The sequence below is a fragment of the Leifsonia sp. NCR5 genome (assembly GCF_002105485.1).
Lineage (GTDB): Bacteria > Actinomycetota > Actinomycetes > Actinomycetales > Microbacteriaceae > Leifsonia.
This window is the reverse complement of sequence record NZ_NCSR01000002.1, coordinates 51763-77213: the sequence shown is the minus strand read 5'-3', so window position 1 is coordinate 77213 and position 25451 is coordinate 51763. Positions and strand designations below refer to the sequence as shown.

Annotated in this window: 22 protein-coding genes; 21 read left to right on the top strand and 1 reads right to left on the bottom strand. The window is 71.3% G+C overall.

Going from position 1 to position 25451, the window contains the following annotated elements:
• Positions 1-47 precede the first annotated feature (47 nt).
• The 15 genes from pyrR (at position 48) to rpe (ending at position 17987) form a co-directional block, all read left to right on the top strand.
• Positions 48-638, top strand: coding sequence for a bifunctional pyr operon transcriptional regulator/uracil phosphoribosyltransferase PyrR (gene pyrR, locus B7438_RS02365; protein WP_085367744.1), 591 nt, complete (start codon positions 48-50; stop codon positions 636-638).
• Complete coding sequence (locus tag B7438_RS02360) at positions 635-1591, top strand: aspartate carbamoyltransferase catalytic subunit (protein ID WP_085367743.1); 957 nt, start codon at positions 635-637, stop codon at positions 1589-1591. The genes pyrR and B7438_RS02360 overlap by 4 nt, the downstream gene beginning before the upstream one ends.
• A complete protein-coding gene (locus B7438_RS02355) occupies positions 1588-2943 on the top strand; it encodes a dihydroorotase (RefSeq protein ID WP_085367742.1) in 1356 nt (451 codons plus the stop codon). Before B7438_RS02360 ends, B7438_RS02355 begins: the two co-directional genes overlap by 4 nt.
• Positions 2936-3472, top strand: coding sequence for a hypothetical protein (locus tag B7438_RS02350; protein WP_085367741.1), 537 nt, complete (start codon positions 2936-2938; stop codon positions 3470-3472). The genes B7438_RS02355 and B7438_RS02350 overlap by 8 nt, the downstream gene beginning before the upstream one ends.
• Position 3473: 1 nt before the next feature.
• Entirely contained in the window at positions 3474-4637 is a 1164-nt protein-coding gene (gene carA / locus B7438_RS02345) for a glutamine-hydrolyzing carbamoyl-phosphate synthase small subunit (RefSeq protein WP_247597075.1), read from the top strand.
• On the top strand, positions 4637-7924 hold the full coding sequence (gene carB, locus B7438_RS02340) for a carbamoyl-phosphate synthase large subunit (RefSeq protein ID WP_085367739.1): 3288 nt from the start codon (positions 4637-4639) through the stop codon (positions 7922-7924). The genes carA and carB overlap by 1 nt, the downstream gene beginning before the upstream one ends.
• Positions 7921-8778 (top strand): orotidine-5'-phosphate decarboxylase, encoded by an 858-nt coding sequence (gene pyrF, locus B7438_RS02335; protein ID WP_085367738.1) that lies wholly within the window; start codon positions 7921-7923, stop codon positions 8776-8778. The genes carB and pyrF overlap by 4 nt, the downstream gene beginning before the upstream one ends.
• Positions 8771-9733: a guanylate kinase gene (gmk, locus tag B7438_RS02330; RefSeq protein WP_085367737.1), complete on the top strand. Its 963-nt coding sequence runs from the start codon at positions 8771-8773 to the stop codon at positions 9731-9733. The genes pyrF and gmk overlap by 8 nt, the downstream gene beginning before the upstream one ends.
• Positions 9734-9815: 82 nt before the next feature.
• Entirely contained in the window at positions 9816-10073 is a 258-nt protein-coding gene (gene rpoZ, locus B7438_RS02325; RefSeq protein ID WP_085367736.1) for a DNA-directed RNA polymerase subunit omega, read from the top strand.
• 102 nt (positions 10074-10175) lie between these two features.
• Positions 10176-11534: a phosphopantothenate--cysteine ligase family flavoprotein gene (locus B7438_RS02320; protein ID WP_085367735.1), complete on the top strand. Its 1359-nt coding sequence runs from the start codon at positions 10176-10178 to the stop codon at positions 11532-11534.
• Positions 11535-11584: 50 nt separating this feature from the next.
• On the top strand, positions 11585-12778 hold the full coding sequence (gene metK / locus B7438_RS02315; RefSeq protein ID WP_085367734.1) for a methionine adenosyltransferase: 1194 nt from the start codon (positions 11585-11587) through the stop codon (positions 12776-12778).
• Positions 12779-12780: 2 nt separating this feature from the next.
• Positions 12781-14793: a hypothetical protein gene (locus tag B7438_RS02310; RefSeq protein WP_085367733.1), complete on the top strand. Its 2013-nt coding sequence runs from the start codon at positions 12781-12783 to the stop codon at positions 14791-14793.
• Between the two features lie 142 nt (positions 14794-14935).
• Positions 14936-15853 (top strand): methionyl-tRNA formyltransferase, encoded by a 918-nt coding sequence (locus B7438_RS02305; RefSeq protein WP_085367732.1) that lies wholly within the window; start codon positions 14936-14938, stop codon positions 15851-15853.
• Positions 15850-17277, top strand: a complete 1428-nt coding sequence (locus B7438_RS02300) for an RsmB/NOP family class I SAM-dependent RNA methyltransferase (RefSeq protein WP_085367731.1) — start codon at positions 15850-15852, stop codon at positions 17275-17277. Before B7438_RS02305 ends, B7438_RS02300 begins: the two co-directional genes overlap by 4 nt.
• Positions 17278-17312: 35 nt before the next feature.
• Positions 17313-17987 (top strand): ribulose-phosphate 3-epimerase, encoded by a 675-nt coding sequence (gene rpe, locus B7438_RS02295; RefSeq protein WP_085367730.1) that lies wholly within the window; start codon positions 17313-17315, stop codon positions 17985-17987.
• Here rpe and B7438_RS02290 read toward each other — a convergent pair.
• A complete protein-coding gene (locus B7438_RS02290; protein WP_085367729.1) occupies positions 17977-19209 on the bottom strand; it encodes an aromatic acid/H+ symport family MFS transporter in 1233 nt (410 codons plus the stop codon). The genes rpe and B7438_RS02290 overlap by 11 nt on opposite strands.
• Before the next feature lie 160 nt (positions 19210-19369).
• Here B7438_RS02290 and B7438_RS02285 point away from each other — a divergent pair, with 160 nt between their 5' ends.
• The 6 genes from B7438_RS02285 to B7438_RS20945 are packed head-to-tail and all read left to right on the top strand — an operon-like array spanning position 19370 to position 25444.
• On the top strand, positions 19370-20158 hold the full coding sequence (locus tag B7438_RS02285; RefSeq protein WP_179150700.1) for an IclR family transcriptional regulator: 789 nt from the start codon (positions 19370-19372) through the stop codon (positions 20156-20158).
• Positions 20159-20201: 43 nt separating this feature from the next.
• Positions 20202-21410 carry a 4-hydroxybenzoate 3-monooxygenase gene (locus B7438_RS02280; protein WP_085367727.1) on the top strand — a complete coding sequence of 403 codons (1209 nt, stop codon included), beginning with the start codon at positions 20202-20204 and terminating at the stop codon, positions 21408-21410.
• 32 nt (positions 21411-21442) lie between these two features.
• Positions 21443-22258 (top strand): protocatechuate 3,4-dioxygenase subunit beta, encoded by an 816-nt coding sequence (gene pcaH / locus B7438_RS02275; RefSeq protein WP_085367726.1) that lies wholly within the window; start codon positions 21443-21445, stop codon positions 22256-22258.
• The gene (gene pcaG / locus B7438_RS02270) at positions 22255-22824 is read left to right on the top strand and encodes a protocatechuate 3,4-dioxygenase subunit alpha (protein WP_085367725.1); all 570 of its coding nucleotides are present in this window, start codon (positions 22255-22257) and stop codon (positions 22822-22824) included. The genes pcaH and pcaG overlap by 4 nt, the downstream gene beginning before the upstream one ends.
• A complete protein-coding gene (locus B7438_RS02265; protein WP_085367724.1) occupies positions 22821-24254 on the top strand; it encodes a lyase family protein in 1434 nt (477 codons plus the stop codon). Before pcaG ends, B7438_RS02265 begins: the two co-directional genes overlap by 4 nt.
• Entirely contained in the window at positions 24251-25444 is a 1194-nt protein-coding gene (locus B7438_RS20945) for an alpha/beta fold hydrolase (RefSeq protein WP_085367723.1), read from the top strand. The genes B7438_RS02265 and B7438_RS20945 overlap by 4 nt, the downstream gene beginning before the upstream one ends.
• Positions 25445-25451 lie beyond the last annotated feature (7 nt).

Below are 25451 nucleotides of genomic sequence, written 5' to 3'. Positions count from 1 at the left end.
TAGACATCCTTTAACAGCCGTCCTGTGAGGCGGGGAAGGAGGTCGGCATGACAGTGCGAACAGTGCTGCAACACGCTGACATCACCCGGGCGTTGACTCGGATCTCCCACGAGATCCTCGAGTCCAACCGGGGTACGAACGATCTCATCATCCTGGGGATCCCCACACGCGGGGTCGTCCTCGCGCGGAGGATCGCGGAGAACATCCAGCGGATCGAGCCACAGGCGGTCGCATCGCCGGCCGACCTCGTCGGCGCGCTCGACGTGACGATGTACCGCGACGACCTCTCCCGCAACCCCACCCGCACCCCGGCGCCCACCTCGCTGCCGGGCAGCATCGACGGCAAGACCGTCGTGCTGGTCGACGACGTGCTGTACTCGGGGCGCACCATCCGGGCGGCACTGGATGCGCTGAGCGACCTGGGCAGGCCGCGCGCGGTCCGGCTCGCCGTGCTGGTCGACCGCGGCCACCGCGAGCTGCCGATCCGGGCGGACTTCGTCGGCAAGAACCTGCCGTCCGCCGCCTCGGAGCGCATCAACGTGCTGCTCACCGAGATCGACGGGGACGAGGCCGTGACCATCGAGGACGGCCTGACGGACGCCGCGGATGCCGAGGGCAGTGCGGAGGCCGGCGCATGAGGCACCTCCTCTCCACCCGCACCCTCGGGCGCGACGACGCCATCCGCATCCTGGACGTGGCCGAGGACATGGCCGACGTGCAGGAGCGCGAGGTCAAGAAGCTTCCGACGCTGCGCGGCAAGACCGTCGTCAACCTCTTCTTCGAGGACTCGACCCGCACCCGCATCTCGTTCGAGGCCGCGGCCAAGCGGCTCTCCGCCGACGTGATCAACTTCAGCGCGAAGGGCTCCAGCGTCTCCAAGGGCGAGAGCCTGAAGGACACCGCGCAGACGCTCGCCGCGATGGGCGCGGACGCCGTCGTCATCCGGCACAGCGCATCCGGCGCCCCGCAGACGCTCGCCGCCAGCGGCTGGATCGACGCCGGCATCGTCAACGCCGGAGACGGGATGCACGAGCACCCCACCCAGGCGCTGCTCGACGCGTTCACCATGCGGCGCAGGCTGCACGGTGCTGCATCCAGGGGTCGCGACCTCGACGGCGTGACGGTGACCATCGTCGGCGACATCCTGCACTCGCGGGTGGCGCGCTCGAACGTCTGGCTGCTGGAGACCCTCGGCGCCGACGTCACGCTGGTGGCGCCGCCCACCCTGCTGCCGGTGGATGCGTCCGGCTGGCCGGCGACGATCGGTTATGACCTCGATGCCGCGATCGACGCAGGACCGGACGTGGTGATGATGCTCCGCATCCAGGGCGAGAGGATGAACGCGGCGTTCTTCCCCAACACCAGGGAGTATTCGCGTCGCTGGGGGCTGGACGACGAACGTCTCGCCCGGCTCGGCGACGGTAGCATTGTGATGCACCCCGGTCCGATGAATCGGGGTCTGGAGATTTCGGCGGCGGCGGCGGACTCGCCCCGCTCGACGGTCAGGGAACAAGTGGCCAACGGGGTTTCCGTTCGAATGGCCGCTCTGTACCTCCTGCTGTCCGGTGGAGATCGGGAGGACTTGGCATGAACGAGAAGTATCTGATCGCGGGAGCGACGCTCGCAGACGGCACGCGTGCCGACCTGCTGGTGAGCGACGGCAGGATCGCGGAGCTGGGCACCGGCCTGTCCGCTGCCGGCGCGACGGTGGTCGACGCGGACGGGCTGCTCGCGCTTCCCGGCCTGGTCGACCTGCACACGCACCTGCGCGAGCCGGGCTACGAGCAGAGCGAGACCGTCCTGACCGGCACCCGCGCTGCGGCGGCCGGCGGCTTCACCTCGGTGTTCGCGATGGCAAACACCTCCCCGGTGGCCGACACGGCCGGTGTGGTCGAGCAGGTGCTGAGCCTCGGCGACGCCGCCGGCTACGCCACGGTGCGCCCGATCGGCGCCGTCACCGTCGGCCTGGAGGGCGAGCGGCTGGCCGAGCTCGGCGCGATGGCAGACTCCCGCGCACGCGTGCGGGTGTTCTCGGACGACGGCAAGTGCGTCTCCGACCCGCTGCTGATGCGCAGGGCGCTCGAATACGTCAAGGCGTTCGACGGCGTCATCGCCCAGCACGCCCAGGAGCCGCGGCTGACCGTCGGCGCGCAGATGAACGAGGGTGCGCTGTCCGGCGAGCTGGGGCTGGCCGGCTGGCCCGCCGTGGCCGAGGAGTCGATCATCGCGCGGGATGTGCTCCTCGCCGAGCACGTCGGCTCGCGCCTGCACGTCTGCCACGTCTCGACCGCCGGTTCCGTCGACGTGATCCGCTGGGCGAAGGCCCGCGGCATCGACGTGACGGCCGAGGTCACCCCGCACCACCTGATCCTCACCGAAGACCTGGCGAGCGGCTACGACGCCCGATACAAGGTGAACCCGCCGCTGCGCCGGTCGGAGGATGTCGAGGCGCTGCGGGCAGGGCTCGCGGACGGCACCATCGACATCGTCGCCACCGACCACGCCCCGCATCCCGTCGAGTCGAAGGATTGCGAGTGGGACGCCGCCGCGTTCGGCATGATCGGCCTGGAATCCGCGCTCTCGGTGGTGCACGCCTCCGTGGTGCAGAACGGGATGCTCGGCTGGGCGGACGTCGCCCGCGTGCTCTCGCACACCCCGGCGCGCATTGGCAGGCTGGCCGGTCACGGCCAGGCGATCGAGCAGGGGGCTCCCGCGGAGTTCACGCTCTACGACCCCGCTGCCTCCCGGTCGTTCTCCACCGGAGACCTCGCCGGAAAGGGTATCAATTCTCCCTACCTGTCGATGACGCTCCCCGGCCGCGTCATCGCGACCTTCCACCACGGATACCCGACCGTCTTCGACGGCGCGGTCTCCGACGCGGAGGAGGTCGCCGCCCGCGCGAGGGCGGTCGCCGGACACTACGAGGAGGCACTGCGTGGATAAGCTCGTCCCCGTCCTGGTCGTCGCGGCCGTCCTGGTCGTCGCCGTCCTGCTGATCGTCTGGGGCTGGCGACGACGCGTGCGACGCGACCGATCGGCGGGCGGCGGATACGCTGCCCCGGCTGCGGCCACCGCCGCAGCCCAGCCGCTCGCGCGCGTCGCGACCTTCTACGTCGCCACCACCAAGGGCGGGGAGCACCTGGAGCGCCTCGCGCTCCCCGGGCTCTCGTTCCGCGGCAAGGCCGAACTGAGCGTGACGGAGGACGGCGTCAGCGTCGCCATCCCCGGCGAGCAGCCCGTCTACATCCCGTCGTCGGCGATCACCGGCCTCGGGGCGGCGACCACCGCCATCGACCGCGTGGTCGAGAAGGACGGACTGCTCCGTCTCTCCTGGACCACCAGCGGCGGCGTGGCGGCAGACAGTTTCTTCCGGGTCGTCGACCCGGCCGACCGGGCGCCGGTGATCGCCGCGGTCGAATCCATTCTCCCCGCCGGCCATCAGGCGGGAACCAGCACGGAAAGTGAGGTGTGACGTGGCGCAGGCAACCCCCGCCGTCCTCGTCCTCGAAGACGGAACCCGCTATGTCGGACGGGCGTACGGCGCCGTCGGCCGCACGTTCGGCGAAGCGGTGTTCTCCACCGGCATGACCGGATACCAGGAGACGCTGACCGACCCGAGCTACGCGGGCCAGATCGTCCTGATGACGGCCCCGCACATCGGCAACACGGGCACGAACGACGAAGACATGGAGTCCCGCCAGATCTGGGTCGCCGGCTACGTCGTGCGCGAGCCCAGCCGCATCGTGTCGAACTTCCGCGCCCAGCGCAGCCTCGACGACGACCTGGTCGCCCAGGGCGTCGTCGGCATCAGCGGTATCGACACGCGCGCGGTGACCAGGCACATCCGGTCGGCGGGCGCGATGCGTTCCGGCATCTTCTCCGGCGAGGACTTCGACCTCACCGATGGGGAGCAGCTGGAGCTCGTGCGGTCCACCTCGACGATGGCGGGCACCAACCTGTCCGCCGAGGTGTCGACGCCCGAGCCGTTCACGGTCCCCGCGGTCGGCGAGAAGGTCGGCTCCGTCGCCGTTCTCGACCTCGGTGTGAAGAAGTCGACGCTCGAGAACCTCGCAGCGCGCGGCCTCGACGTGCACGTGCTCCCGCAGATGGTGTCGGCCAGGGATGTGCTGGAACTGCAGCCCTCCGCCCTGTTCTTCTCGAACGGGCCAGGTGACCCCCAGGCGTCCGGCAAGCACGTCGCGCTGCTGCAGGAGGTGCTGAGGGCCGGCGTCCCGTACTTCGGCATCTGCTTCGGCAACCAGCTGCTCGGCCGCGCGCTCGGCCTCGGCACGTACAAGCTGCCGTTCGGCCACCGCGGCATCAACCAGCCGGTGCTCGACAAGCGCACCGGCCGGGTGGAGATCACCGCGCAGAACCACGGGTTCGCCGTGGATGCGCCGATCGACGGTGTGTTCGACTCCCCGGCGGGCTTCGGCCGCGTCGAGGTCAGCCACTTCAGCCTCAACGACAACGTGGTGGAGGGGCTCAACTGCCTCGACCTCAACGCGTTCAGCGTGCAGTACCACCCCGAGGCGGCCGCAGGGCCCCACGACGCCAACTACCTCTTCGACCGCTTCCTCGACATGATCACTGCTCGGGAGAACGGCGCAACCGCATCGCAGGGAGACTCCGAGTAATGCCGAAGCGTTCCGACATCAATTCCGTCCTGGTCATCGGCTCCGGCCCGATCGTCATCGGGCAGGCCTGTGAGTTCGACTACTCCGGCACCCAGGCGTGCCGCGTGCTCCGCGAGGAGGGCGTGCGCGTCATCCTGGTGAACTCGAACCCGGCGACCATCATGACCGACCCCGACTTCGCCGACGCCACGTACGTGGAGCCGATCACGTGGGAGGTCATCGAGACCATCATCGCCAAGGAGAAGCCGGATGCGATCCTGCCGACCCTGGGCGGCCAGACCGCTCTCAACGCCGCCATCCAGCTGCACGAGCACGGCATCCTGGAGAAGTACAACGTCGAGCTGATCGGCGCCAAGTTCGAGGCCATCCAGAAGGGCGAGGACCGCCAGATCTTCAAGGAGCTGGTGATCGAGGCCGGCGCGGAGGTCGCGCGCTCGCACATCGCGCACACCGTCGAGGAGGCCGTCGAGTTCGCCGAGGACCTCGGCTACCCGCTGGTCGTCCGTCCGTCGTTCACGATGGGCGGCCTCGGCTCCGGCTTCGCGTACACCGAGCAGGAGCTGCGCCGCATCGTCGGCGACGGCATCCACCAGAGCCCGACCAGCGAGGTGCTGCTGGAGGAGTCCATCCTGGGCTGGAAGGAGTACGAGCTCGAGCTGATGCGCGACACCGCCGACAACACGGTGGTCGTCTGCTCGATCGAGAACGTCGACCCCGTCGGTGTGCACACCGGTGACTCGATCACCGTCGCCCCGGCCCTCACGCTGACCGACCGCGAGTACCAGCGGATGCGCGACATCGGCATCGACATCATCCGCGCCGTCGGCGTCGACACCGGCGGGTGCAACATCCAGTTCGCCGTCGACCCGGCGAACGGCCGCATCATCGTCATCGAGATGAACCCGCGCGTCTCCCGCTCGTCGGCGCTCGCGTCGAAGGCGACCGGCTTCCCGATCGCGAAGATCGCCGCGAAGCTCGCCATCGGCTACCGCCTGGACGAGATCCCGAACGACATCACCAAGGTCACCCCGGCGAGCTTCGAGCCAACGCTCGACTACGTGGTCGTCAAGGTGCCGCGCTTCGCGTTCGAGAAGTTCCCCGCCGCCGACCCGACCCTCACCACCACCATGAAGTCGGTCGGAGAGGCGATGGCCATCGGCCGCAGCTTCAGCAGCGCGCTGCAGAAGGCGCTCCGCTCGCTGGAGAAGCGCGGATCGTCGTTCCACTGGGGTGCCGAGAGCCGCACCGTCGAGGAGCTGCTGACGAGCATCCAGACCCCGACGGACGGCCGGATCGTGGATGTGCAGCAGGCGCTCCGCCTCGGAGCGACGCCCGAGCAGGTGTTCGAGGCCACGAAGATCGACCCGTGGTTCCTCGACCAGATCGTGCTGATCAACGAGGTCGCCGAGCAGATCCGCACCGCGGAGACCCTCGACACCGACACGCTGCGGGATGCGAAGGACCACGGCTTCTCCGACGCGCAGATCGGTCAGCTGCGCGGCTTCGGCGAGGCGGACGTGCGCGAGATCCGGCACATCCTGGGTGTGCGTCCCGTCTACAAGACGGTGGACACCTGCGCAGGCGAGTTCCCGGCCCTCACGCCGTACCACTACTCCAGCTACGACCTGGAGACCGAAGTGGAGCCGAGCGACAGGCGCAAGGTGGTCATCCTGGGCTCCGGCCCGAACCGCATCGGTCAGGGCGTCGAGTTCGACTACTCCTGCGTGCACGCGTCGTTCGCGCTGAGCGACGCCGGGTACGAGACGGTCATGATCAACTGCAACCCGGAGACGGTCTCGACCGACTACGACACCAGCGACCGGCTCTACTTCGAGCCGCTCACGCTGGAGGACGTGCTGGAGGTCATCCACGCGGAGAGCCAGAGCGGCGAGCTCGTGGGCGTCGTCGTGCAGCTCGGCGGCCAGACGGCGCTCGGGCTGGCGAAGGGCCTGGAGGCCGCAGGCGTCCCGATCCTCGGCACCACGCCCGAGGCGATCGACCTGGCGGAGGAGCGCGGCCTGTTCGCCGAGATCCTCGAGAACGCCGGACTCCTCGCGCCGCGCAACGGCACCGCGTTCGACTTCCCCGGCGCCGTGCAGGTGGCGGAGCAGATCGGCTACCCGGTGCTCGTGCGCCCGAGCTACGTGCTCGGCGGCCGCGGCATGGAGATCGTCTACGACAGCCCGTCGCTGGCCGACTACTTCGAGCGCGTGGCCGGTCAGGGCATCGTCGGGCCGGCGCATCCACTGCTGGTGGACCGCTTCCTCGACGACGCCATCGAGATCGACGTGGACGCGCTCTACGACGGAGAGACTCTCTACATCGGCGGCGTGATGGAGCACATCGAGGAAGCGGGCATCCACTCGGGTGACTCGAGCTGCACGCTTCCCCCGATCACGCTCGGTCGTCGCGAGATCGACAGGGTGCGCGAAGCGACGCTGAAGATCGCGGAGGGCATCGGCGTGCGCGGCCTGCTGAACGTGCAGTTCGCCATCGGCGCCGGCGTGCTCTACGTGCTCGAAGCGAACCCGCGTGCCTCCCGCACGGTGCCGTTCGTGTCGAAGGCGCTGGGCATCCCGCTGGCGAAGGCTGCATCCAGGATCATGGTCGGCGCGACCGTCGCCGGGCTGATCGAGGAGGGTCTGCTTCCGCAGCAGGACGGCTCGATCATCCCGATGGACTCGCCGGTCGCCGTCAAGGAGGCCGTGCTGCCGTTCAAGCGCTTCCGCACCAAGGAGGGCAACGTCGTCGACTCGGTCCTCGGCCCGGAGATGCGCTCGACCGGCGAGGTCATGGGCATCGACAAGGACTTCCCGCGCGCGTTCGCCAAGAGCCAGTCGGCCGCGTACGGCGGCATGCCGCTCGGCGGCACGGCGTTCGTGTCGGTCTCCGACCGCGACAAGCGCTCGATCGTGCTTCCGGTGCTCCGCCTGCAGGAGCTCGGCTTCTCGATCCTCGCGACCGAGGGAACGGCGGAGGTCCTGAACCGCAACGGCATCGCCGCCAGCGTCGTGCGCAAGTTCAGCGAGACGGAGAACGTGGATGCGCCATCCATCGTCGACCTGATCAACCGCAACGAGGTGGACGTGGTCATCAACACCCCGAGCGGCCGCTCCGCCCGCGCGGACGGCTACGAGATCCGCGCCGCTGCGGTGGCCGGAGACAAGCCGCTGTTCACCACGATCGCCGAGCTGAGCGCTGCGGTGGCATCGGTGGATGCGATCCGCGAGGGCTTCGACGTCAAGTCGCTGCAGCAGTACGCGATCGAGAGGGCCGCACGCGCGTGAGCTTCGGTGACCGGCTCGCCGGAGTCTTCGCGGCCAGCGGGCGCCTCTGCGTCGGCATCGACCCGCACGCGCACCTGCTGGAGAGCTGGGGCCTCGCGGCCTCGGCCTCCGGTGTGCGTGAGTTCGGGCTCGCGGTGGTCGAGGCGACGAAGGGCCGGGCGGGCGTCGTCAAGCCGCAGGTCGCGTTCTTCGAGCGCTACGGCTCCGCGGGGTACGCGGCGCTCGAAGAGGTGATCGGGGCTGCCCGCTCGGCCGGGCTGCTGGTGATCGCCGACGCGAAGCGCGGGGACATCGGCACCAGCGTCACGGCGTACGCGGAGGCGTGGCTCACCCCCGGCGCCCCGCTGGAAGCGGACGCGATGACCATCGCGGCCTTCCAGGGCGTCGGGTCGATCGAGGAGCCGATGCGGCTGGCGGAGGCGAACGGCAAGGGCCTGTTCGTGCTCGCCGCGACCTCCAATCCGGAGGCGGCGGCCATCCAGCGCGCGGTCGTCCAGGACGGCCGGCGTGCGGGGAGCACCGTCGCTCGTGCGATCATCGAAGACGTGCAATCGTTCAACCAGGCGCAGACCCCCAGCGCATTCGGGTCCGTCGGGCTCGTGCTCGGCGCGACCCTCGACCTCACCGGCTTCGGCATCGACATCGCGGGGGAGCCCGGCGTCAACCGTGCTCCCGTGCTCGCCCCGGGCTTCGGCCACCAGGGCGCGAAGGTGGAGGACGCACCCCGGCTGTACGGCTCGTTCGCGGGCGGCGTGATCGTGAGCGAATCGCGCGGGCTGCTCGGCGCCGGTCCGTCCGGCCTGGCCGACGCCATCGCGCGCCGGGCGGAGGAGGTGCGTGCGAGCCATGTCTGACCAGACGACAGCAGAGGGAACGACAGCGGCGGGCACGGCAACATCCCACCGGCCGGCCCCGCCGGAGGTCGACCGTGCCGCCGCATCGCAGGCCGCCGTCGCCGCCCGCCGGGCGCGCGCGGCCGTCAAGGCCGCTATCGCGCACCAGGAGATCTCGCCGCTGACCGTCCTGGACAAGGCGACGGCCGACCCGGAGGGCGTCGAGGGGCGGCTGCGGGTCACCGAGTTCCTGCTCAGTGTGCCCGCGATCGGCACCACCAAGATGCAGGATGCCCTGCGCACGCTCGCGATCTCGCCCGCCAAACGGCTGGGCGGCCTGGGCAGGCACCAGCGCCTGCGCCTCCGCGACTACCTGATCGACCGCGAGGCGAAGGCCGGGCGACTGAAGAACCACCTCGTGGTGCTGGCGGGCCCCACCGCCGTCGGCAAGGGGACGGTCTCGACGTACATCCGCGAGAACTACCCGGATGTGCTGCTCTCGGTCTCCGCGACCACCCGCGCCCCGCGGCCCGGCGAGGTCGACGGCGTCAACTACTACTTCGTCGACGACGCGGAGTTCGACAGGATGATCGCGGACGGCGAGCTCCTCGAATACGCCACGGTGCACAACGCGTACCGCTACGGCACACCGCGCAAGCCGATCGAGCGCGCGCTGGACGAGGGAAAGAGCGTGCTGCTCGAGATCGACCTGCAGGGCGCGCGCAGCGTGCGGAAGGCGATGCCGGAGGCGCGACTGATCTTCCTGCTGCCTCCGACCTGGGAGGAACTGGTCCGCAGGCTCATCGGCCGCGGCACGGAGGAACCGGCGGAACAGCAGCGCAGACTCGAGACGGCGAAGGTCGAATTGGCCGCTCAGGACGAGTTCGACCACCGCGTCGTGAACACCGACGTGGCCGAGGCGGCGCGCGAGGTCGTAGACTTGATGAAGATCCGCGCGGCGCCGTCGCGCCCGTAGACCGTTTTCGTCGCGTCATTCAGACGCCGTCGCAGCCTGCGACCACCCACGATCCGTTCAACCTGCAAGGAGCAATACACGCATGGCACTCAGCAACAAGGGCATCATCGACCCGCCCATCGACGACGTTCTCGCCAAGGTCGAGTCCAAGTACGCTCTGGTCATCTTCGCCTCCAAGCGCGCACGCCAGATCAACGACTACTACGCCGACCTGCACGAGGGCAGCCTGTTCGACAACGTCGGACCGCTGGTCGACTCGTCGGTCGACGACAAGCCGCTGTCCGTCGCGCTGCACGAGATCAACGAGGACAAGCTCACCATCAAGCCGATCGCCGAATAGCGACGCCCCCGGGCACTGCGCCCGGGCAGGAGCAGTGCCGTGGGAGAGCCGCGTCGTCAAGGCGATGGCGTCGTTGAAGGGGAGGGCGTCGTGAGCGCACGATTGACCATCGTCGTCGGGGTCACCGGCGGCATCGCCGCGTACAAGGCCGTCGGCGTGATCCGTTCGCTGGTGCTCGAAGGGCACTCGGTGCACGTGGTCGCCACCGAGGCGGCCCTGCGCTTCGTCGGACGCCCGACGCTGGAGGCGATCAGCCGCAACCCGGTGGCGACCGACCTCTACGAGGGCGTCGCCGAGGTGCGGCACGTCGCTATCGGCCAGTCGGCCGACCTGATCGTCATCGCTCCCGCGACGGCCAACACCATCGCCAAGCTCGCGGCGGGTCTCGCCGACGACCTGCTCGGCAACACCGTGCTCGCGAGCACGGCCCCACTCGTCATCGCCCCGGCGATGCACACGGAGATGTGGCGCAACGCCGCCACCGTCGCCAACATCGCCACCCTGCGCTCGCGCGGCGTGACCGTCGTCGGACCGGCGAGCGGTCAGCTCACCGGCGCAGACTCCGGCCCCGGCCGGATGGAGGAGCCCTCCGTGATCGTGCGGGAGGCGCTGGCCGCGGTCGGCGCGCATCCCGAGCGTGCAGCGGCAGGGGATGCAGCGCAGGCAGCAGTGGATGCGGCAGCGCCCGCCACTGAGGCCCCCACTGCTCCCGCTTCCCCCGTCGCGGCGTCCGCATCCGGTGCGGACATCGTCGTGCTCTCCGAGCGCCGCAGGGCCAACGAGGCCGCGCGCCGACCGCGCGGAGGAGACGACCTCGCCGGGAAGCGCGTCGTCGTCACCGCCGGGGGCACGCGCGAGCCGCTCGACCCCGTGCGCTTCCTCGGCAACCGGTCGAGCGGACGCCAGGGCGTCGCCGTCGCCAGCGCGGCCCTCGCCCGCGGAGCGGAGGTCGTGCTGATCGCCGCCCACCTCGAGGTCGAGCCGCCGGAGGGCGTGGAGCTGATCGAGGTGCAGACGGCACTCGAACTGCAGGAGGCCGTCACTGAGGCAGCGCGCGCCGCCGACATCGTCGTGATGACCGCCGCCGTCGCCGACTACCGGCCGGCCGAGGTCCGCGACACCAAGATCAAGAAGGCGGTCGCGGGGGAGACCCTCACGCTCGAACTGGTCGCCAACCCGGACATCCTGGCCGGTCTCTCGGCTGCACGGCGCGACGGTCAGGTCATCGTCGGCTTCGCGGCGGAGACGGAGCCCGACCCGTCGGCGCTGATCGAACTCGGCCGCAGCAAGCTCGCGTCGAAGGGCAGCGACTTCCTGGTGATCAATCAGGTGGGCTGGTCGCAGGGCTTCGCAACGGACAGCAATGAAGTCGTGGTCCTCCGCCGGGGCGGGGATATAGTGATGGAGGCCTCGGGGACCAAGTTGTCGGTGGCCGATCGTATTCTCGACGTCATCGCCTGACGAGCATCTCGGGCACCGTCCGAGCAGCCACAATCCGGCTAAGGAGAACAATGGCAGATCTGCGCCTCTTCACGTCCGAATCGGTCACGGAAGGCCACCCGGACAAGATCTGTGACCAGATCTCCGACAGCATCCTGGATGCGCTCCTCACGGTCGACCCGCACAGCCGCGTCGCCGTCGAGACCCTGGTGACCACCGGCCTCGTGCACGTCGCCGGCGAGGTGACCACCAAGGGCTACGTGGAGATCCCCGCCCTGGTGCGCGCCAAGCTCGTGGAGATCGGCTACGACTCCTCCGACGTGAGCTTCGACGGCACCCAGTGCGGCGTGTCCGTGTCGATCGGCGCGCAGTCTCCCGACATCGCCCAGGGCGTCGACGACGCGCTGGAGACGCGCGCGGAGCAGAGCAACGACGACCTCGACCGGCAGGGTGCGGGCGACCAGGGCATCATGTTCGGCTACGCCACCACGGAGACGCCGCAGTACATGCCGCTGCCGATCTGGCTCGCGCACCGCCTCTCCGAGCGCCTCGCGACCGTGCGCAAAGACGGAACGCTCGACTACCTGCGGCCGGACGGCAAGACCCAGGTGACCATCGGCTACGAGGGCATCGTCCCGAAGTCGGTGCAGACCGTCGTGCTCTCCACCCAGCACGCGCCGAGCGTGTCCAACGAGCAGCTGCAGGCCGAGGTGATCGAGGAGATCATCGCCCCCGTGCTCCACGAGGCCGGGCTGGAGTCCGCGCACGTGCGCACCCTCATCAACCCGACCGGCCGGTTCGAGATCGGCGGCCCGAAGGGCGACGCGGGGCTCACCGGCCGCAAGATCATCGTCGACACCTACGGCGGCGCGAGCCGTCACGGCGGAGGCGCGTTCTCCGGCAAGGACCCGTCGAAGGTCGACCGCTCCGCGGCGTACGCCATGCGCTGGGTGGCGAAGAACGCGGTCGCCGCCGGTTTCGCCGACCGGCTCGAACTGCAGATCGCCTACGCGATCGGCAAGGCGGCGCCCGTCGGGCTGTACGTGGAGACGTTCGGCACCGGCCACGTGCCGGAGGACCGCATCATCTCCGCGATCCGCGAGGTGTTCGACCTGCGGCCGGCCGCGATCATCCGTGACCTCGACTTGCTGCGCCCGATCTACGCGAAGACCGCGACATACGGCCACTTCGGCCGTGAGCTGCCGGACTTCACCTGGGAGCGTCTGGACCGCGTCGACGACCTCCGGTCGGCCGCAGGCCTCTGACGATGGCGGCGGCCGGCCGGGTCGCCCGCATCGTGATCGACTCGGCGCTTCCCCAACTCGATCACCTCTTCGACTACGGCGTTCCGGAGGCGCTCGACGCCGACGTGCATCCGGGAGTGCGGGTCAAGGTGCCGCTGCGCACGGGCGCCAGGATGGTGTCCGGGTTCGTGGTGGAGGTGCTGCCGCGCGACCAGATCGACTACGAGGGCGAGCTGACGCCGATCGAACAGGTGGTGTCGACGGCGCGCGTGCTGACGCCCGCGGTGTGGGCGCTGGCCAGGAAGCTGGCCGACCGCAGCGCGGGGACGGCGAACGACATCCTGCGCTTCGCGGTGCCCCCGCGGTCGGTGCGGGTGGAGAAAGCGTGGCTGGCTGCCCAGGCGGCGGCGAGCGGCGACGAGAGCGCCGAGCAGGAGGCAGCCCACCCGCGCACCGCGCCGATCGGCAGCTACGGCGACGGCGTGCTGGAGGCGGCCGTCGCCGCGGGGGAGCGGATCGCGCTCCGCACCATCCCGGGCGTCGTCCGCACGCCGGAGGGCGAGTGGGTCGGCCAGTGGGCCGTGACGCTCGCCGGGGCGGCCGTCGCCTGCTGGGCGGCGGGGAAGACCGCGATCATCGCCGTCCCCGACTACCGCGACCTCGACCAGCTCGCCGCAACACTGCTCGCGCTGGCTCCCGCCGAGGCCGTCGTGCGGGTGGACGGCCGACAGACCGACTCCGAGCGGTACAAGGCGTTCCTCGGCGCGCTGTCCGGCCCGCGCATCGTGATCGGCAGCCAGTCCGCCGTGTACGCGCCCGCCGACGACCTCGGCCTGCTGATCGTCTGGAACGACGGGGACCCGCTGCACGCGGCCAGGCAGGCCCCGTACATCCACACCAGGGATGCGGCGCTCGTGCGGCAGGAGCAGCAGGGCGGCGCGCTCATCCTGGCCGGGCGCATCCGGAGCGTCGAGGCGCAGCGGCTGGTGGAGCTGGGCTGGCTGCGGGCGGTCGACCCGGAGCGCATGGTGTGGCCGAAGGTGATCCTGAGCGCGAACCAGACGGCGGAGGAGCCGGTGGCGCGGGCGGCGCGCATCCCGTCCGTGGCGTGGAAGACCGCGCGCGCGGCCCTCGACGGCGACGAGAAGACGCCGGCGGGACCGGTGCTGATCCAGGTGGCGAGGCCCGGGTACGCGCCCCAGATCGCCTGCGCGAAGTGCGGGCAGGCCGCGCGCTGCAACCGCTGCACGGGCCCGCTCGGGCAGCGGAGGGCCGGAAGCGTTCCGTCCTGCGGCTGGTGCGGGGCGCTCGCGACCAACTGGCACTGCGACCACTGCGAGCACGACCGGTTCCGGCTGGTCACGCTGGGGTCCGGCCGCACGGCGGAGGAGCTGGGGCGTGCGTTCCCCGGGGTGCGCGTGATCGTGGCGGACGGCGAGCATCCCGTGCAGTCCGTGCCGGATGCGCGCGCCATCGTCGTGGCGACCCGCGGTGCGGAGCCGATCGCCGCGGGCGGGTACCGCGCCGTGCTGCTGCTCGACGGCGAGCGGATGCTGGCGAGGGAGACTCTGGGTGTCGCCGAGGACTGCCTGCGCTGGTGGACGAACGCCGCCGGGCTCGCTGCACCAGGAGCGCCGACCGTGCTGGTGGGGGTCTCCGGCGGTCTCGCGCGTGACTTCGCCACCGGTCGGGTCGCGGAGTTCGCGCACGCCGAGCTGGTGGACCGCCGCGCCCTGCACTTCCCTCCCGCTGTGCGGCTCGCGTCGATCGCGGGGGCGCCGGACGTGGTGGATGCGGCGGTCGACGCCGTCGATCCGGGGCTGCTGATCGACGTCCTCGGCCCGGCGACGGTCGACGACTCCACCGTGCGCGCGATCCTGCGGTTCGAGTACGCCAAGGGGCAGGAGGTCGCGACGGCGGTGCGCGGCGCGATCGTCCGCAACGCGAGCAAGCGGCGCAAGGCTCCGGCGGGCAAGACCGGGTTCCGCCCGGCGCCGACGCTGCGCGTGCAGTTCGACGACCCGGAGATCATCTGACCCCTGTGCCTCCGATCCCTGGCCGGCCGACCCCGGCCGGTAGGATCGACGGTGGCCGTGGAGCACGCGGCCGACGTTCCCGACCGAAAGAACCAGCTATGCCCCGATTCCCGTCCACGCCGCGCCGCACGGAGAACGAGGGATGAGGCTGGTCTTCGCCGGCACCCCGGCGGTCGCCGTCTCCGCGCTGCGGCTCCTGGCCGAGCGGCACGAGGTGGTGGCCGTGCTCACCAGGCGCGACGCGGAGCTGGGGCGCAAGCGCGTGCTCACGCCGTCCCCGGTCGCCGCTGCAGCGGACGAGCTGGGCATCGAGACGATCAAGGCCAACCGGCTCGACGAGACGGTGACGGAGCGCATCCGGAGCCTGGCGCCCGACCTCGGCGTGATCGTGGCGTACGGCGGTCTGGTGCGCGAGCCGCTGCTGTCGACGCCGCGGCTCGGCTGGGTGAACCTGCACTTCTCGCTGCTTCCCGCCTGGCGCGGCGCCGCCCCGGTGCAGCACGCCGTGATCGCGGGAGATGAGGTGACCGGGGCCGCGGTCTTCCAGTTGGTGCCGGAGCTGGACGCGGGCGACGTCTTCTCCGAGCTGACCCGCGCGATCGGCGCCGACGAGACGGCGGGCGACGTGCTCGGTGCGCTCTCGCTCTCCGGTGCCGAACTGCTGGCGGACACGGTGGATGCGCTGGCCGACGGCACGGCAGCCTCCGCGCCGCAGACCGGAGCCGTCACGCTCGCGCCGAAGCTGTCGCTGGCCGACGCGCACCTCGACTTCCACCAGCCGGCGGCCGCGGTCTACGCCCGGCAGCGCGGTGTGACGCCGGAGCCCGGGGCGTTCGCCCTGCTCGGCGACGACCGGTTCAAGGTTCTCGTGGCCCGTCCGGCCCCGGATGCGGACGAGCTGGCCCCCGGCGCGGTCGCGCTGCAGGGCAAGCGGGTCGTGGTCGGGACGGGCACGCATCCGCTGGAGCTGGTGACGGTGCAGCCGGCCGGAAAGAAGGCGATGGGTGCCGCCGACTGGTGGCGCGGCCTCTCCGCGGCGGACGGGGTGGTGCTGCGATGAGCGAGCGGAACAGAAACCAGAGCGGCCAGGGCGGTCGTGGAGCGCAGGGCGGCCGCGGAGCGCAGGGCGGCCACGTGCAGCCGGCGCGCAGGGTCGCGTACGACGTGATCGCCGCCGTGCGCGACTCCGACGCGTACGCCAACCTGCTGCTGCCGACGCGCATCGCGCGCGCCGGCCTCAACCCCGGAGACGCCGCCCTCGCCACCGAGCTGACGTACGGCACGCTCCGGATGCAGGGGTACTACGACCTGGTGATCGCCCGCGCGGCCGGGCGTCCCGTCGACCGCATCGATCCGCCCATCCTGGATGTGCTGCGGCTCGGCGCCCACCAGCTGCTGTCCACGCGGGTGGCGCCCCACGCGGCCGTCAACGAGTCCGTCGCGCTCGCCCGCAGCGTCGGTTCGCGCTCAGCGACCGGGTTCACGAACGGCGTGCTGCGCGAGATCGGCCGGCACAGCCCGGAGGAGTGGCGGCAGCGCATCCTGGCCGACGCGAAGGGCCAGGACCAGGAGCTCTCCGCGCTGACCTCGCATCCGGTGTGGATCGTGCGCGCCTTCCGCCGCGCTCTCGAAGCGGAGGGCAGGGAGGTGGAGCTCGCCGACCTGCTGAACGCCGACAATGCAGCGCCCAGGGTGAACATGGTCGCGCTGCCCGGACTCGCCGAGCTGCCGGACGACGCGACGGAGGACCGGTTCTCTCCCGTCGGCTTCACGGCGGGCGGCGGTGATCCGCAGGCCAGGGTCGAGGAGGCGGGCGGACGTCTGCGGGTGCAGGACGAGGGATCGCAGCTCGCGGCGCTCGCCCTGAGCAGGTCGCGCCCGATCGTGCCCGGTGAGCAGTGGCTCGACCTGTGCGCCGGTCCGGGCGGCAAGGCGGCACTGCTGGCCGCCGAGGCGCGGCTGGGTGGTGCGACGCTCACCGCCAACGAGGTCGTCCCAGCCCGCGCGGAGCTGGTCCGGCGTGCGCTGGCCGCGCTGCCGGAGCCCGTCGAGGTGCTCGAACTGGACGGCACGACCGTCGGAGAGTCCCACCCGGAACAGTTCGACCGCATCCTGCTGGACGCCCCGTGCACCGGGCTCGGTGCGCTGCGCCGCCGGCCGGAGGCGCGCTGGCGCAAGACCCCGCGCGACGTCGCAGAGCTCACCGGACTGCAGGCGCGGCTGCTCGACGCGGCCATCGCCGCCGCGAAGCCCGGCGGCCTCATCGCCTACGTGACCTGCTCCCCGCACATCGCGGAGACGCGGGGCATCGTCGCGGCGGCGCTGGACGCGCACGACGACGTCGAAGCCATCGACACGCCGTTCGTGCTGCAGGAGCTCGCGCTGGAGCGCCTCGACCTCGCCGGCGACGGCCTGGCCGCCCAGCTGTGGCCGCACCGCCACGGCACGGACGCGATGTTCATCGCGCTGCTCGCCAAGCGCTGAGCCGGCAGGGTTCGCCGGTTTTGTAGGCTGGAGGCATGCCAGTCCGGATCAACCCCAGCATCCTCGCCGCCGACTTCGTCAACCTGGAGCGCGACCTCGGTCGCATCGCCACCGCCGACCTCGTGCACGTGGATGTGATGGACAACCACTTCGTGCCGAACCTGACGTTCGGTCCGCAGATGGTGGGGCGCATCCAGGATGTGTCCGCGATCCCGCTCGACGTGCACCTGATGATCGACGACCCGGAGCGCTGGGCGCCGGGATACGCGGAGCTCGGCGCGTTCTCCGTCACCTTCCATGCCGAGGCGGCCACTGAGCCGGTCACGCTCGCCAGGCGCCTGCGCGAGATCGGTGCGCGGGCGGGGATCGCGCTCAAGCCGGGAACGCCGGTCGACGACTACCTCGACCTGCTGCCCGAGTTCGACCAGGTGCTGGTGATGACCGTCGAGCCCGGCTTCGGCGGCCAGTCGTTCATGCCGGAGACCATGCCCAAGCTCGCCAGGCTGCGCGCGGCGGTGGATGCAACGGGCGCCGACGTGTGGCTGCAGGTCGACGGCGGGATCACCGAGGAGACCATCGCCGTCGCCGCCGAGAACGGTGCGGACACCTTCGTGGCGGGATCGAGCGTGTTCAAGGCGGAGAACACCGAGCGGCAGATCGCGCTGCTCCGTGAGACGGCCGCGCGTCACAGCCACCCGGTCAGCCGCTGACGACGACCGGCGCCCCCTCCCGTCGGCGGATCACGGCGGGCACGGTCGCGATGCTCGCCACCGAGATCAGCGCGGCGACGGCGAACACGTAGAAGCCGCCCGGATACGCCAGGTCGAGCGTCACGAGCACCCCGGTGATGGCCGGTCCGGCGATGGCGCCGATGCGCCCGATGCCCGCGGCGAAGCCGAGTGCCGTGCCGCGCACCTCCGGAGGGTAGAGCTGGCTGACGAACGCGTAGACGAGCACCTGCGCGGAGAACACGAAGACGCCGGTGACGAAGATCGCCGCGTACAGCAGCACGACCTCGTCCATCCGGATGCTCAGCAGCGCGAGGAACACCGCAGCCAGGAAGAACCAGACCAGGGTGACGCGCTTGGTGCCGTTGCGGTCGGCGAGCGTTCCGGCGAGGACGAGCCCGGCGACGGCGCCCAGGTTGAGGACGAGCAGCAGGCCGAGCGCGTCCCCGGTGTCGTAGCCGGCGACCTTCATGAGCTGCGGAAGCCAGGTGTTGAGGCCGTAGACCAGCAGCAGCCCCATGAACGACGCCGTCCAGATGCCGATGCTGGCGAGCAGGTACGGCCGCCGGACGAGGACACCGACGGTCCCCGTCGGTCGGGCTGCTCCGTCCGCACGACGGGCGAGGACGGCTGCCGACTCCGGCAGCGTGAACCAGAGCAGGGGAAGCACCACGATCCCGGCGAGGCCGCCGACCAGGAACATCAGCTGCCAGTTCGGCACGATCGCGAGGGCGAGCAGCGCGGTGAGGACGGCGCCCGCGTGGTAGCCGGTCATCGTCAGCGTCGTCGAGCGCCCGGTGCGGGTGGACCCGGCGAACTCGCCCACGTAGGCGAGCACGGTCGGGATGCACGCCCCGAGCCCCAGCCCGGCGAGCAGTCGCAGGGCGCCGAAGACGAACACGTTCGGCGCGGCGACGACCGCGATCGTGAACACCGAGAACAGGGCGACGCAGGTGATCAGCGTCGCGCGCCTGCCGTAGCGGTCGGTGAGCGGCCCCACGGCGAGCGCACCGATTCCGACCCCGACGAGTCCCGCTGTGGCCACGGCCGTCGCGCCGCCAGGGTCGAACCCGAGCGCGCCCGTACCGATCAGGGTCGGGATGACCGTGCCGAGGACGACCAAGTCGAAGCCGTCGAGCGCCACCACGATCCAGCAGAGCATGACGGGCCAGACGCGGGCGGTGGACGGGGGTGAGCTCGTCATCGGAGCCTCCTTGCTGTGATGCGGGGTGGTGCTGGTGGTGCGTGGTGCTGCGGTTCGTGCGTCACGGCGACGCGATGGCAAAACGGCTGTTCGCCTGGCGCACGCTCGTGCGCTATCAGAACGCACCGTAGCATGGTGGGACGCGCAGGAAGGAGTCGACGTGGCCAATTCGCCGTCGGGGGAGTCGCTGATCACGCGGCTCGTCCGCATCCTGAGCACGCTCGACTCCGGGCATCCGCCAATGACCGCGACCGCCGTCGCCCGGCTCGCCGACCTCCCCGTGGCGACCGTGCACCGGCTGGTCGCCGAGCTGAGCGCGATCGGCTGGCTGGTGAAGGACGAGCAGGGCAGGATCGGCCTGGGCCTCGACCTGTGGGAGCTCGCCCACCGTGCCCGCTCGCCGTACACGCACCTGCTCACGATCGCGCGCCCCGCCATGCAGGAGGTGCAGCGGGTGGTCGGGCAGAACACCCAGCTCGGCGTGCTCACCGCGGACGGCGACGAGGTGCTCTACCTCGAGTGCTACTCGGGCGAGGGGTCGGTGGAGAACGCGGCGACGACGGCGACCCGGCTTCCCGCGTACCGGTCGTCGGCCGGGCACGCGATCCTGGCGTTCGCCGACCGCGCGGTGCGGGAGGGCTTCATCGCGGACTGGGAGCCGAGTCTGCCCGGCCTCCGGCACCGGCTGGCCGGGGTGCGCACGAGCGGCCACGCCGTCGTGGAGGGGATGATGCACCCGGACACCGCCGGGGTCTCCGTTCCGGTGCGCGAGCCAGGGCTCGAGGTGGTGGCGGCGCTCAGCGTCGTCGTCCCGCGCGACCCCGCTGTGATCGCCGCGGTGATCGGGCCGCTGACCGAGGGTGCTGAGCGGATCACCGCGGCGCTGCGGGCCGACGCGCTCGCCGTTCTCAATGAACGAGAAGGGCGCTCCGCCGCTCGGCCGTCCTGACAAACTGACCGCACTCGTCAGAACCATCAGGAGGAGTGCAGCTATGGCAGCGCGCAAAGAAACGACCAGGGTCGCGATCGTCGGCGGTGGCCCGGCCGGTCTGATGCTCTCGCACCTCCTCGCGAGAGACGGCATCGACAGCGTCGTCGTCGAGCGGCGCACACGGGCCGAGATTCACGCGACGGTGCGTGCGGGCATCCTGGAACCCGGCAGCGTCCGGATGCTGGTGGAGTCCGGCGTCTCCCGCCGCGTGCTGGAGAAGGGCGACAGGCACGACGGCATCGAACTGCGCATCGACGGCGACGGCCACCGGATCGACTTCCAGGACCTCGTCGGCCAGTCGGCGTGGCTCTACCCGCAGACCGACGTGTTCGCCGACCTCGCCGACGCCCGCGAACGCGACGGCGGCGACGTGCGCTACGCGGTGCAGGACGTGACGGTGACAGGGGCGACGGACGCGCATCCGCTCGTCGTGTTCACCGAGGACGACGGTTCTGCCGTCGAGCTGAGCTGCGACGTGGTGATCGGCGCCGACGGCTCGCGCAGCGCCTGCCGCAAGCTGATCCCGGATGCGCAGCGCCGCAGCTACTTCCGTGAGTACCCATTCGCGTGGTTCGGCATCCTCACTGAGGCGCCGCACAGCGCGGAGGAGCTCATCTACGCCGCATCGGACCGCGGCTTCGCGCTCATCAGCCAGCGCAGCGAGACCGTTCAGCGCATGTACTTCCAGTGCGACCTTGGCGAGGACGCCGACCAGTGGAGTGACGCACGCATCTGGGACGAGCTGCAGAGCCGCGTCGCAGGCAACGGCTTCTCCCTCGCCGAGGGACCGATCACCGACCGCGTCGTGCTTCCATTCCGCAGCTTCGTCTGCGAACCACTCAGGCACGGTTCGCTGTTCCTCGCGGGCGACGCCGGACACACGGTGCCTCCGACGGGCGCCAAGGGGCTGAACCTGGCGCTCGCCGACGTGGCAGTGCTGCACGAAGCGCTGGTCGAACTGCTGCTCGGCGGGAGCGCATCCGGCGTGGACAGCTACAGCGACCGTGCCCTGGCCAGGGTGTGGAAGAGCCAGCACTTCTCGTACTGGATGACGACGCTCCTGCACGAGCAGCCGGGCGCGAGCGATTTCGACAGGCGCAGGCAACGCGGCGAGCTGGAGTCCATCGTCTCCTCCCGCGCAGGCTCGGCGTTCCTCGCGGAAGGCTACACCGGCTGGCAGCATGCCGCCGTCGCGCAGCCCGTCGCCTGACCAGCAACACCCTCCTCCACGAAAGGACGCCGATGTCACCCACGACTCCACCCACGACCCCACCCACCCCACCGAACCCGCTCCGGCCGCAGTCGGAGCTGAGCGCGGAGATCCAGGCCATCCACGCCGCATACGCGGACGGGCGGGCGGCAGGCGCGCCGGAGGAGCGCGGCACGCGGCGTGACTTCCCGCCGTACCGCAGCTCCCTGCTGCGCCATCCGACCAAAGACCTCCGTCACACCGACCCGGAGACCATCGAGCTGTGGTCTCCCGCGTTCGGCCACCGGGATGTGCACCCGCTCGAAGCCGACCTCACCATCCAGCACAACGGGGAGCCCCTCGGCGAGCGGATGGTCGTGACCGGCCGGGTGCTCGACGGGGACGGCAGACCGGTGCGCGGCCAGCTGGTGGAGATCTGGCAGGCCAACTCCGCCGGGCGGTACATCCACAAGCGCGACCAGCACCCCGCCCCGCTCGACCCCAACTTCACCGGGGTGGGACGCTGCATCACGGCGGCGGACGGCAGCTACCGCTTCACGACGATCAAGCCGGGCCCGTACCCCTGGAAGAACCACCACAACGCGTGGCGTCCGGCCCACATCCACTTCTCCCTGTTCGGCACGGACTTCACCCAGCGGATGATCACGCAGATGTACTTCCCCGGCGACCCGCTGTTCGCCCTCGACCCGATCTACCAGTCGATCGTCGACCCGGAGGCGCGTGACCGGCTCGTCGCCCGGTACGACCACGCCGTCACGACGCACGAGTGGGCGACCGGGTACAGCTGGGACATCGTGCTCAGCGGCTCGCGGCGCACCTGGATGGAACCAGAAGGAGACGACGAATGAGCACAGCGCTCGCCCCCACGCCCGGTCAGACTGTGGGGCCCTTCTACGGCTACGCGCTCCCGTTCGCCGGCGACTCCGAGCTCACCCCGCCGGGGGCGGCAGGCACCATCCGGCTGCACGGCACGGTCACCGACGGAGCGGGCGTGCCCGTGCAGGACGCCATCCTCGAACTCTGGCAGGCCGACGAGCACGGAGCAGTGCCCCGCGCCACCGGCTCCCTCCGCCGGGACGGCCACACCTTCACCGGATGGGGGCGAGCGGCCACCGACGACGACGGCCACTACACCTTCAGTACCCGCACGCCGGGACCGACCGAGCAGGGCGCGCCCGCCTTCTTCGCCGTGCTGGTGTTCGCCAGGGGGCTCCTCGACAAGCTGCACACCCGCGCATACCTCCCCGACGACGAGACGGCGCTCGCCGCAGACGCCTTCCTCGCCGCGCTGCCGGAGGACAGGCGAGGCACGCTGATCGCCGAGCGGGAGCCGGACGGCTCGCTGCGGTTCGACATTCGGTTGCAGGGCGACGACGAGACCGTGTTCATCGACTTCGGCGGCGACCGGCGATGACCGACGGAGACGTCGGCATCCTCGATCCGGCGGTAGCGGCATCCGGTGGCGCGGCGCTCTGCACGGACCTGGCCGTGGTGCAGGCCATGCTGGACACCGAGTTCGCCTGGGCGCAGGTGCTGGTCGAGCACGGCGTCGGCGACGCGGCCTGGCTGCCGGCCATCGAGGACGCCTGCGCCGTCGAGCTCTACCATCTGGCTGCCATCGCCGCGGACGCGGCAGGCGGGGGCAACGCGCTCATCCCGGTGCTCGCGCGGCTCAGGGCGACGACGGCCGAGCGGTCGCCGGAGGCCGCGGCGTTCCTGCACCTCGGGGCGACCAGTCAGGACATCGTCGACACGGCGCTGATGCTGGTCGCCACCCGCACGCTCACTGCGGCCGCGTCCGCTCTGGATGCGACGGCCGACGCGCTGGTGGCGCTGGTGGGCGAGCACCGGTCGACGCTGATGGTCGCGCGGACGCTCGCGCAGCACTCGCTGCCGTCCACCTTCGCACTCAAGGCGGCGCACTGGCTGGCTGGGATCACGGCAGCGCGGAGCCGGATGGGCGCGCTGCTTCCGAAGCTCCCGCTGCAGTGGGGTGGCGCGGCGGGCACGCTGGCGTCGCTCGACACCCTGCGCGGCGTGGACACGCTCGCCCTGGTGGATGCTCTGGCCGCACGCCTCGGGCTGGCCGCGCCGGTCGCGCCCTGGCAGACGAACCGGTGGCCGGTGCTGCGCGCCGGAGGAGCGGCGGCCGAGGCGGTGGCGGCGTGCGCGGTGATCGGCGCGGACGTCGCACTCCTCAGCCGTCCGGAGTTCGGCGAACTGTCCGAGCCGCGCGCCGACGGCCGCGGGGTGTCGTCCGCGATGCCGCAGAAGCAGAACCCGGTGCTCTCCGTCCTGCTCAAGCGGGAGGGGCTGCGGGTCGGGCTCGACCTCGGCGCGCTGACCGCCGCCGCCGCCGCGACCGTGGACGAACGCTCGGACGGCGGCTGGCACGCCGAGTGGACGCCGCTGCGGTCGCTCGTGCGCTCGGCGGCGGTGTCTGCGGAACTCGCGGCCGAACTGGCCGGCGGACTGGGCGTGCATCCGGAGCGGATGCGGCAGAACCTCGGGCTGGCCGGTCCCGTGCTGTTGAGCGAGCGGGTCGTGGCCGTGCTCGGCCGGGCTCTCGCCGACCGGGGCGACCACGACGGTCCGCGTGACGTGCGGGCGGCGATGACCGCAGCACGGGATGCGGCCACCGGCGACACCGGCGACACCGGCGCCATCGAGCGTTCCCTGCTCGCTACGCTCGGGGCGGACCGGCTCGCCGCCGCGCTCGGCGGCACGACGCTGAGCGACCTGCTCGATCCGGCGGGCTACCTCGGCAGGGCCGACGACTTCTGCGTCAGGATCGTGGCGGAGGCGACCACACGGACACCCCTCGGCAAGGAGCCACGCGCATGAGCGTTCCCACCATCGTCCTCACCGCCCTCGCACAGCGGGCAGGTGACCCCGCCACGCCCGTGCTGGTGCTCGGGCCGTCGCTCGGAACGTCGGTCAGCGCCGTCTGGGCGCCGGCCGTGCCGTACCTGGCCGAACGCTACACCGTGATCGGCTGGGATCTGCCCGGTCACGGGCGCAGTCCCCGGCCGGATGCGCCGTTCACGCTGGCCGAACTCGCCTTCGGTGTGCGGGCGACGCTCGACGCGGCGCGTGCCGCCGGCGACCTCGGTGACGGCGCGCTGTTCGCCGCGGGGGTGTCGCTCGGCGGCATCACGACGCTGCGCCTGGCCCTGGATGCGCCCGCCCTGTTCTCCGGGATCGGACTCGTCTGCTCCGGCGCGAGGATCGGCGAACCGGGCGCGTGGCGGGCGCGGGCGGAGACGGTGCGTGCGCAGGGCACGCCGACCATGCTGGCCGGGTCGGCACAACGCTGGTTCGCGCCCGGCTTCCTGGAACGGGAGCCCGAGGTGTCCAGCCGCCTGCTGCACTCGCTGTCCGATGCGGACAAGGACGGATACGCTGCGTGCTGCGACGCGCTGGCGGAGGCCGACCTGGTGGACGAGCTGCCGCGCATCCCGGTGCCGGTGGTGGCGATCGCGGGGGAGCACGACGGGGTCGTGACCGGTGAGGACGCGTGGATCGTGGCCAGCGGTGTCGCTGCGGGCTCCGCCGAGTGGGTGCCGGGTGCCGGGCATCTCGCGTCGGCCGAGCGGCCCGAGCGCGTGGCCGAGATCCTGATGCGGCACTTCGCGCGGGCTGCCGACAGCGCGGTCAGCGACAGCTACGGGGCCGGGATGCGCGTGCGCCGCCAGGTGCTCGGCGCCGAGCACGTCGACCGGGCCACCGCGCGCAGCGCCGGAGCGGTGGACGAGGACTTCCAGGAGCTGATCACCCGGTACGCCTGGGGTTCGATCTGGACCAGGCCCGGCCTGCCGCGCACGATGCGCAGCGCCATCACCCTCACGGCGCTGATCGCGGGCGGGCACTGGGAGGAGTTCGAGCTGCACCTGCACGCTGCGCTGCGGAACGGGCTGACCGTCGCCGAGATCCGCGAGGTGATCATGCAGAGCGCCGTGTACTGCGGCGTCCCCGCGGCCAATCACGCGTTCTCCATCGCCCGCGGCATCCTGGCGTCCGACAGCGCGCGGTAGGATGTTC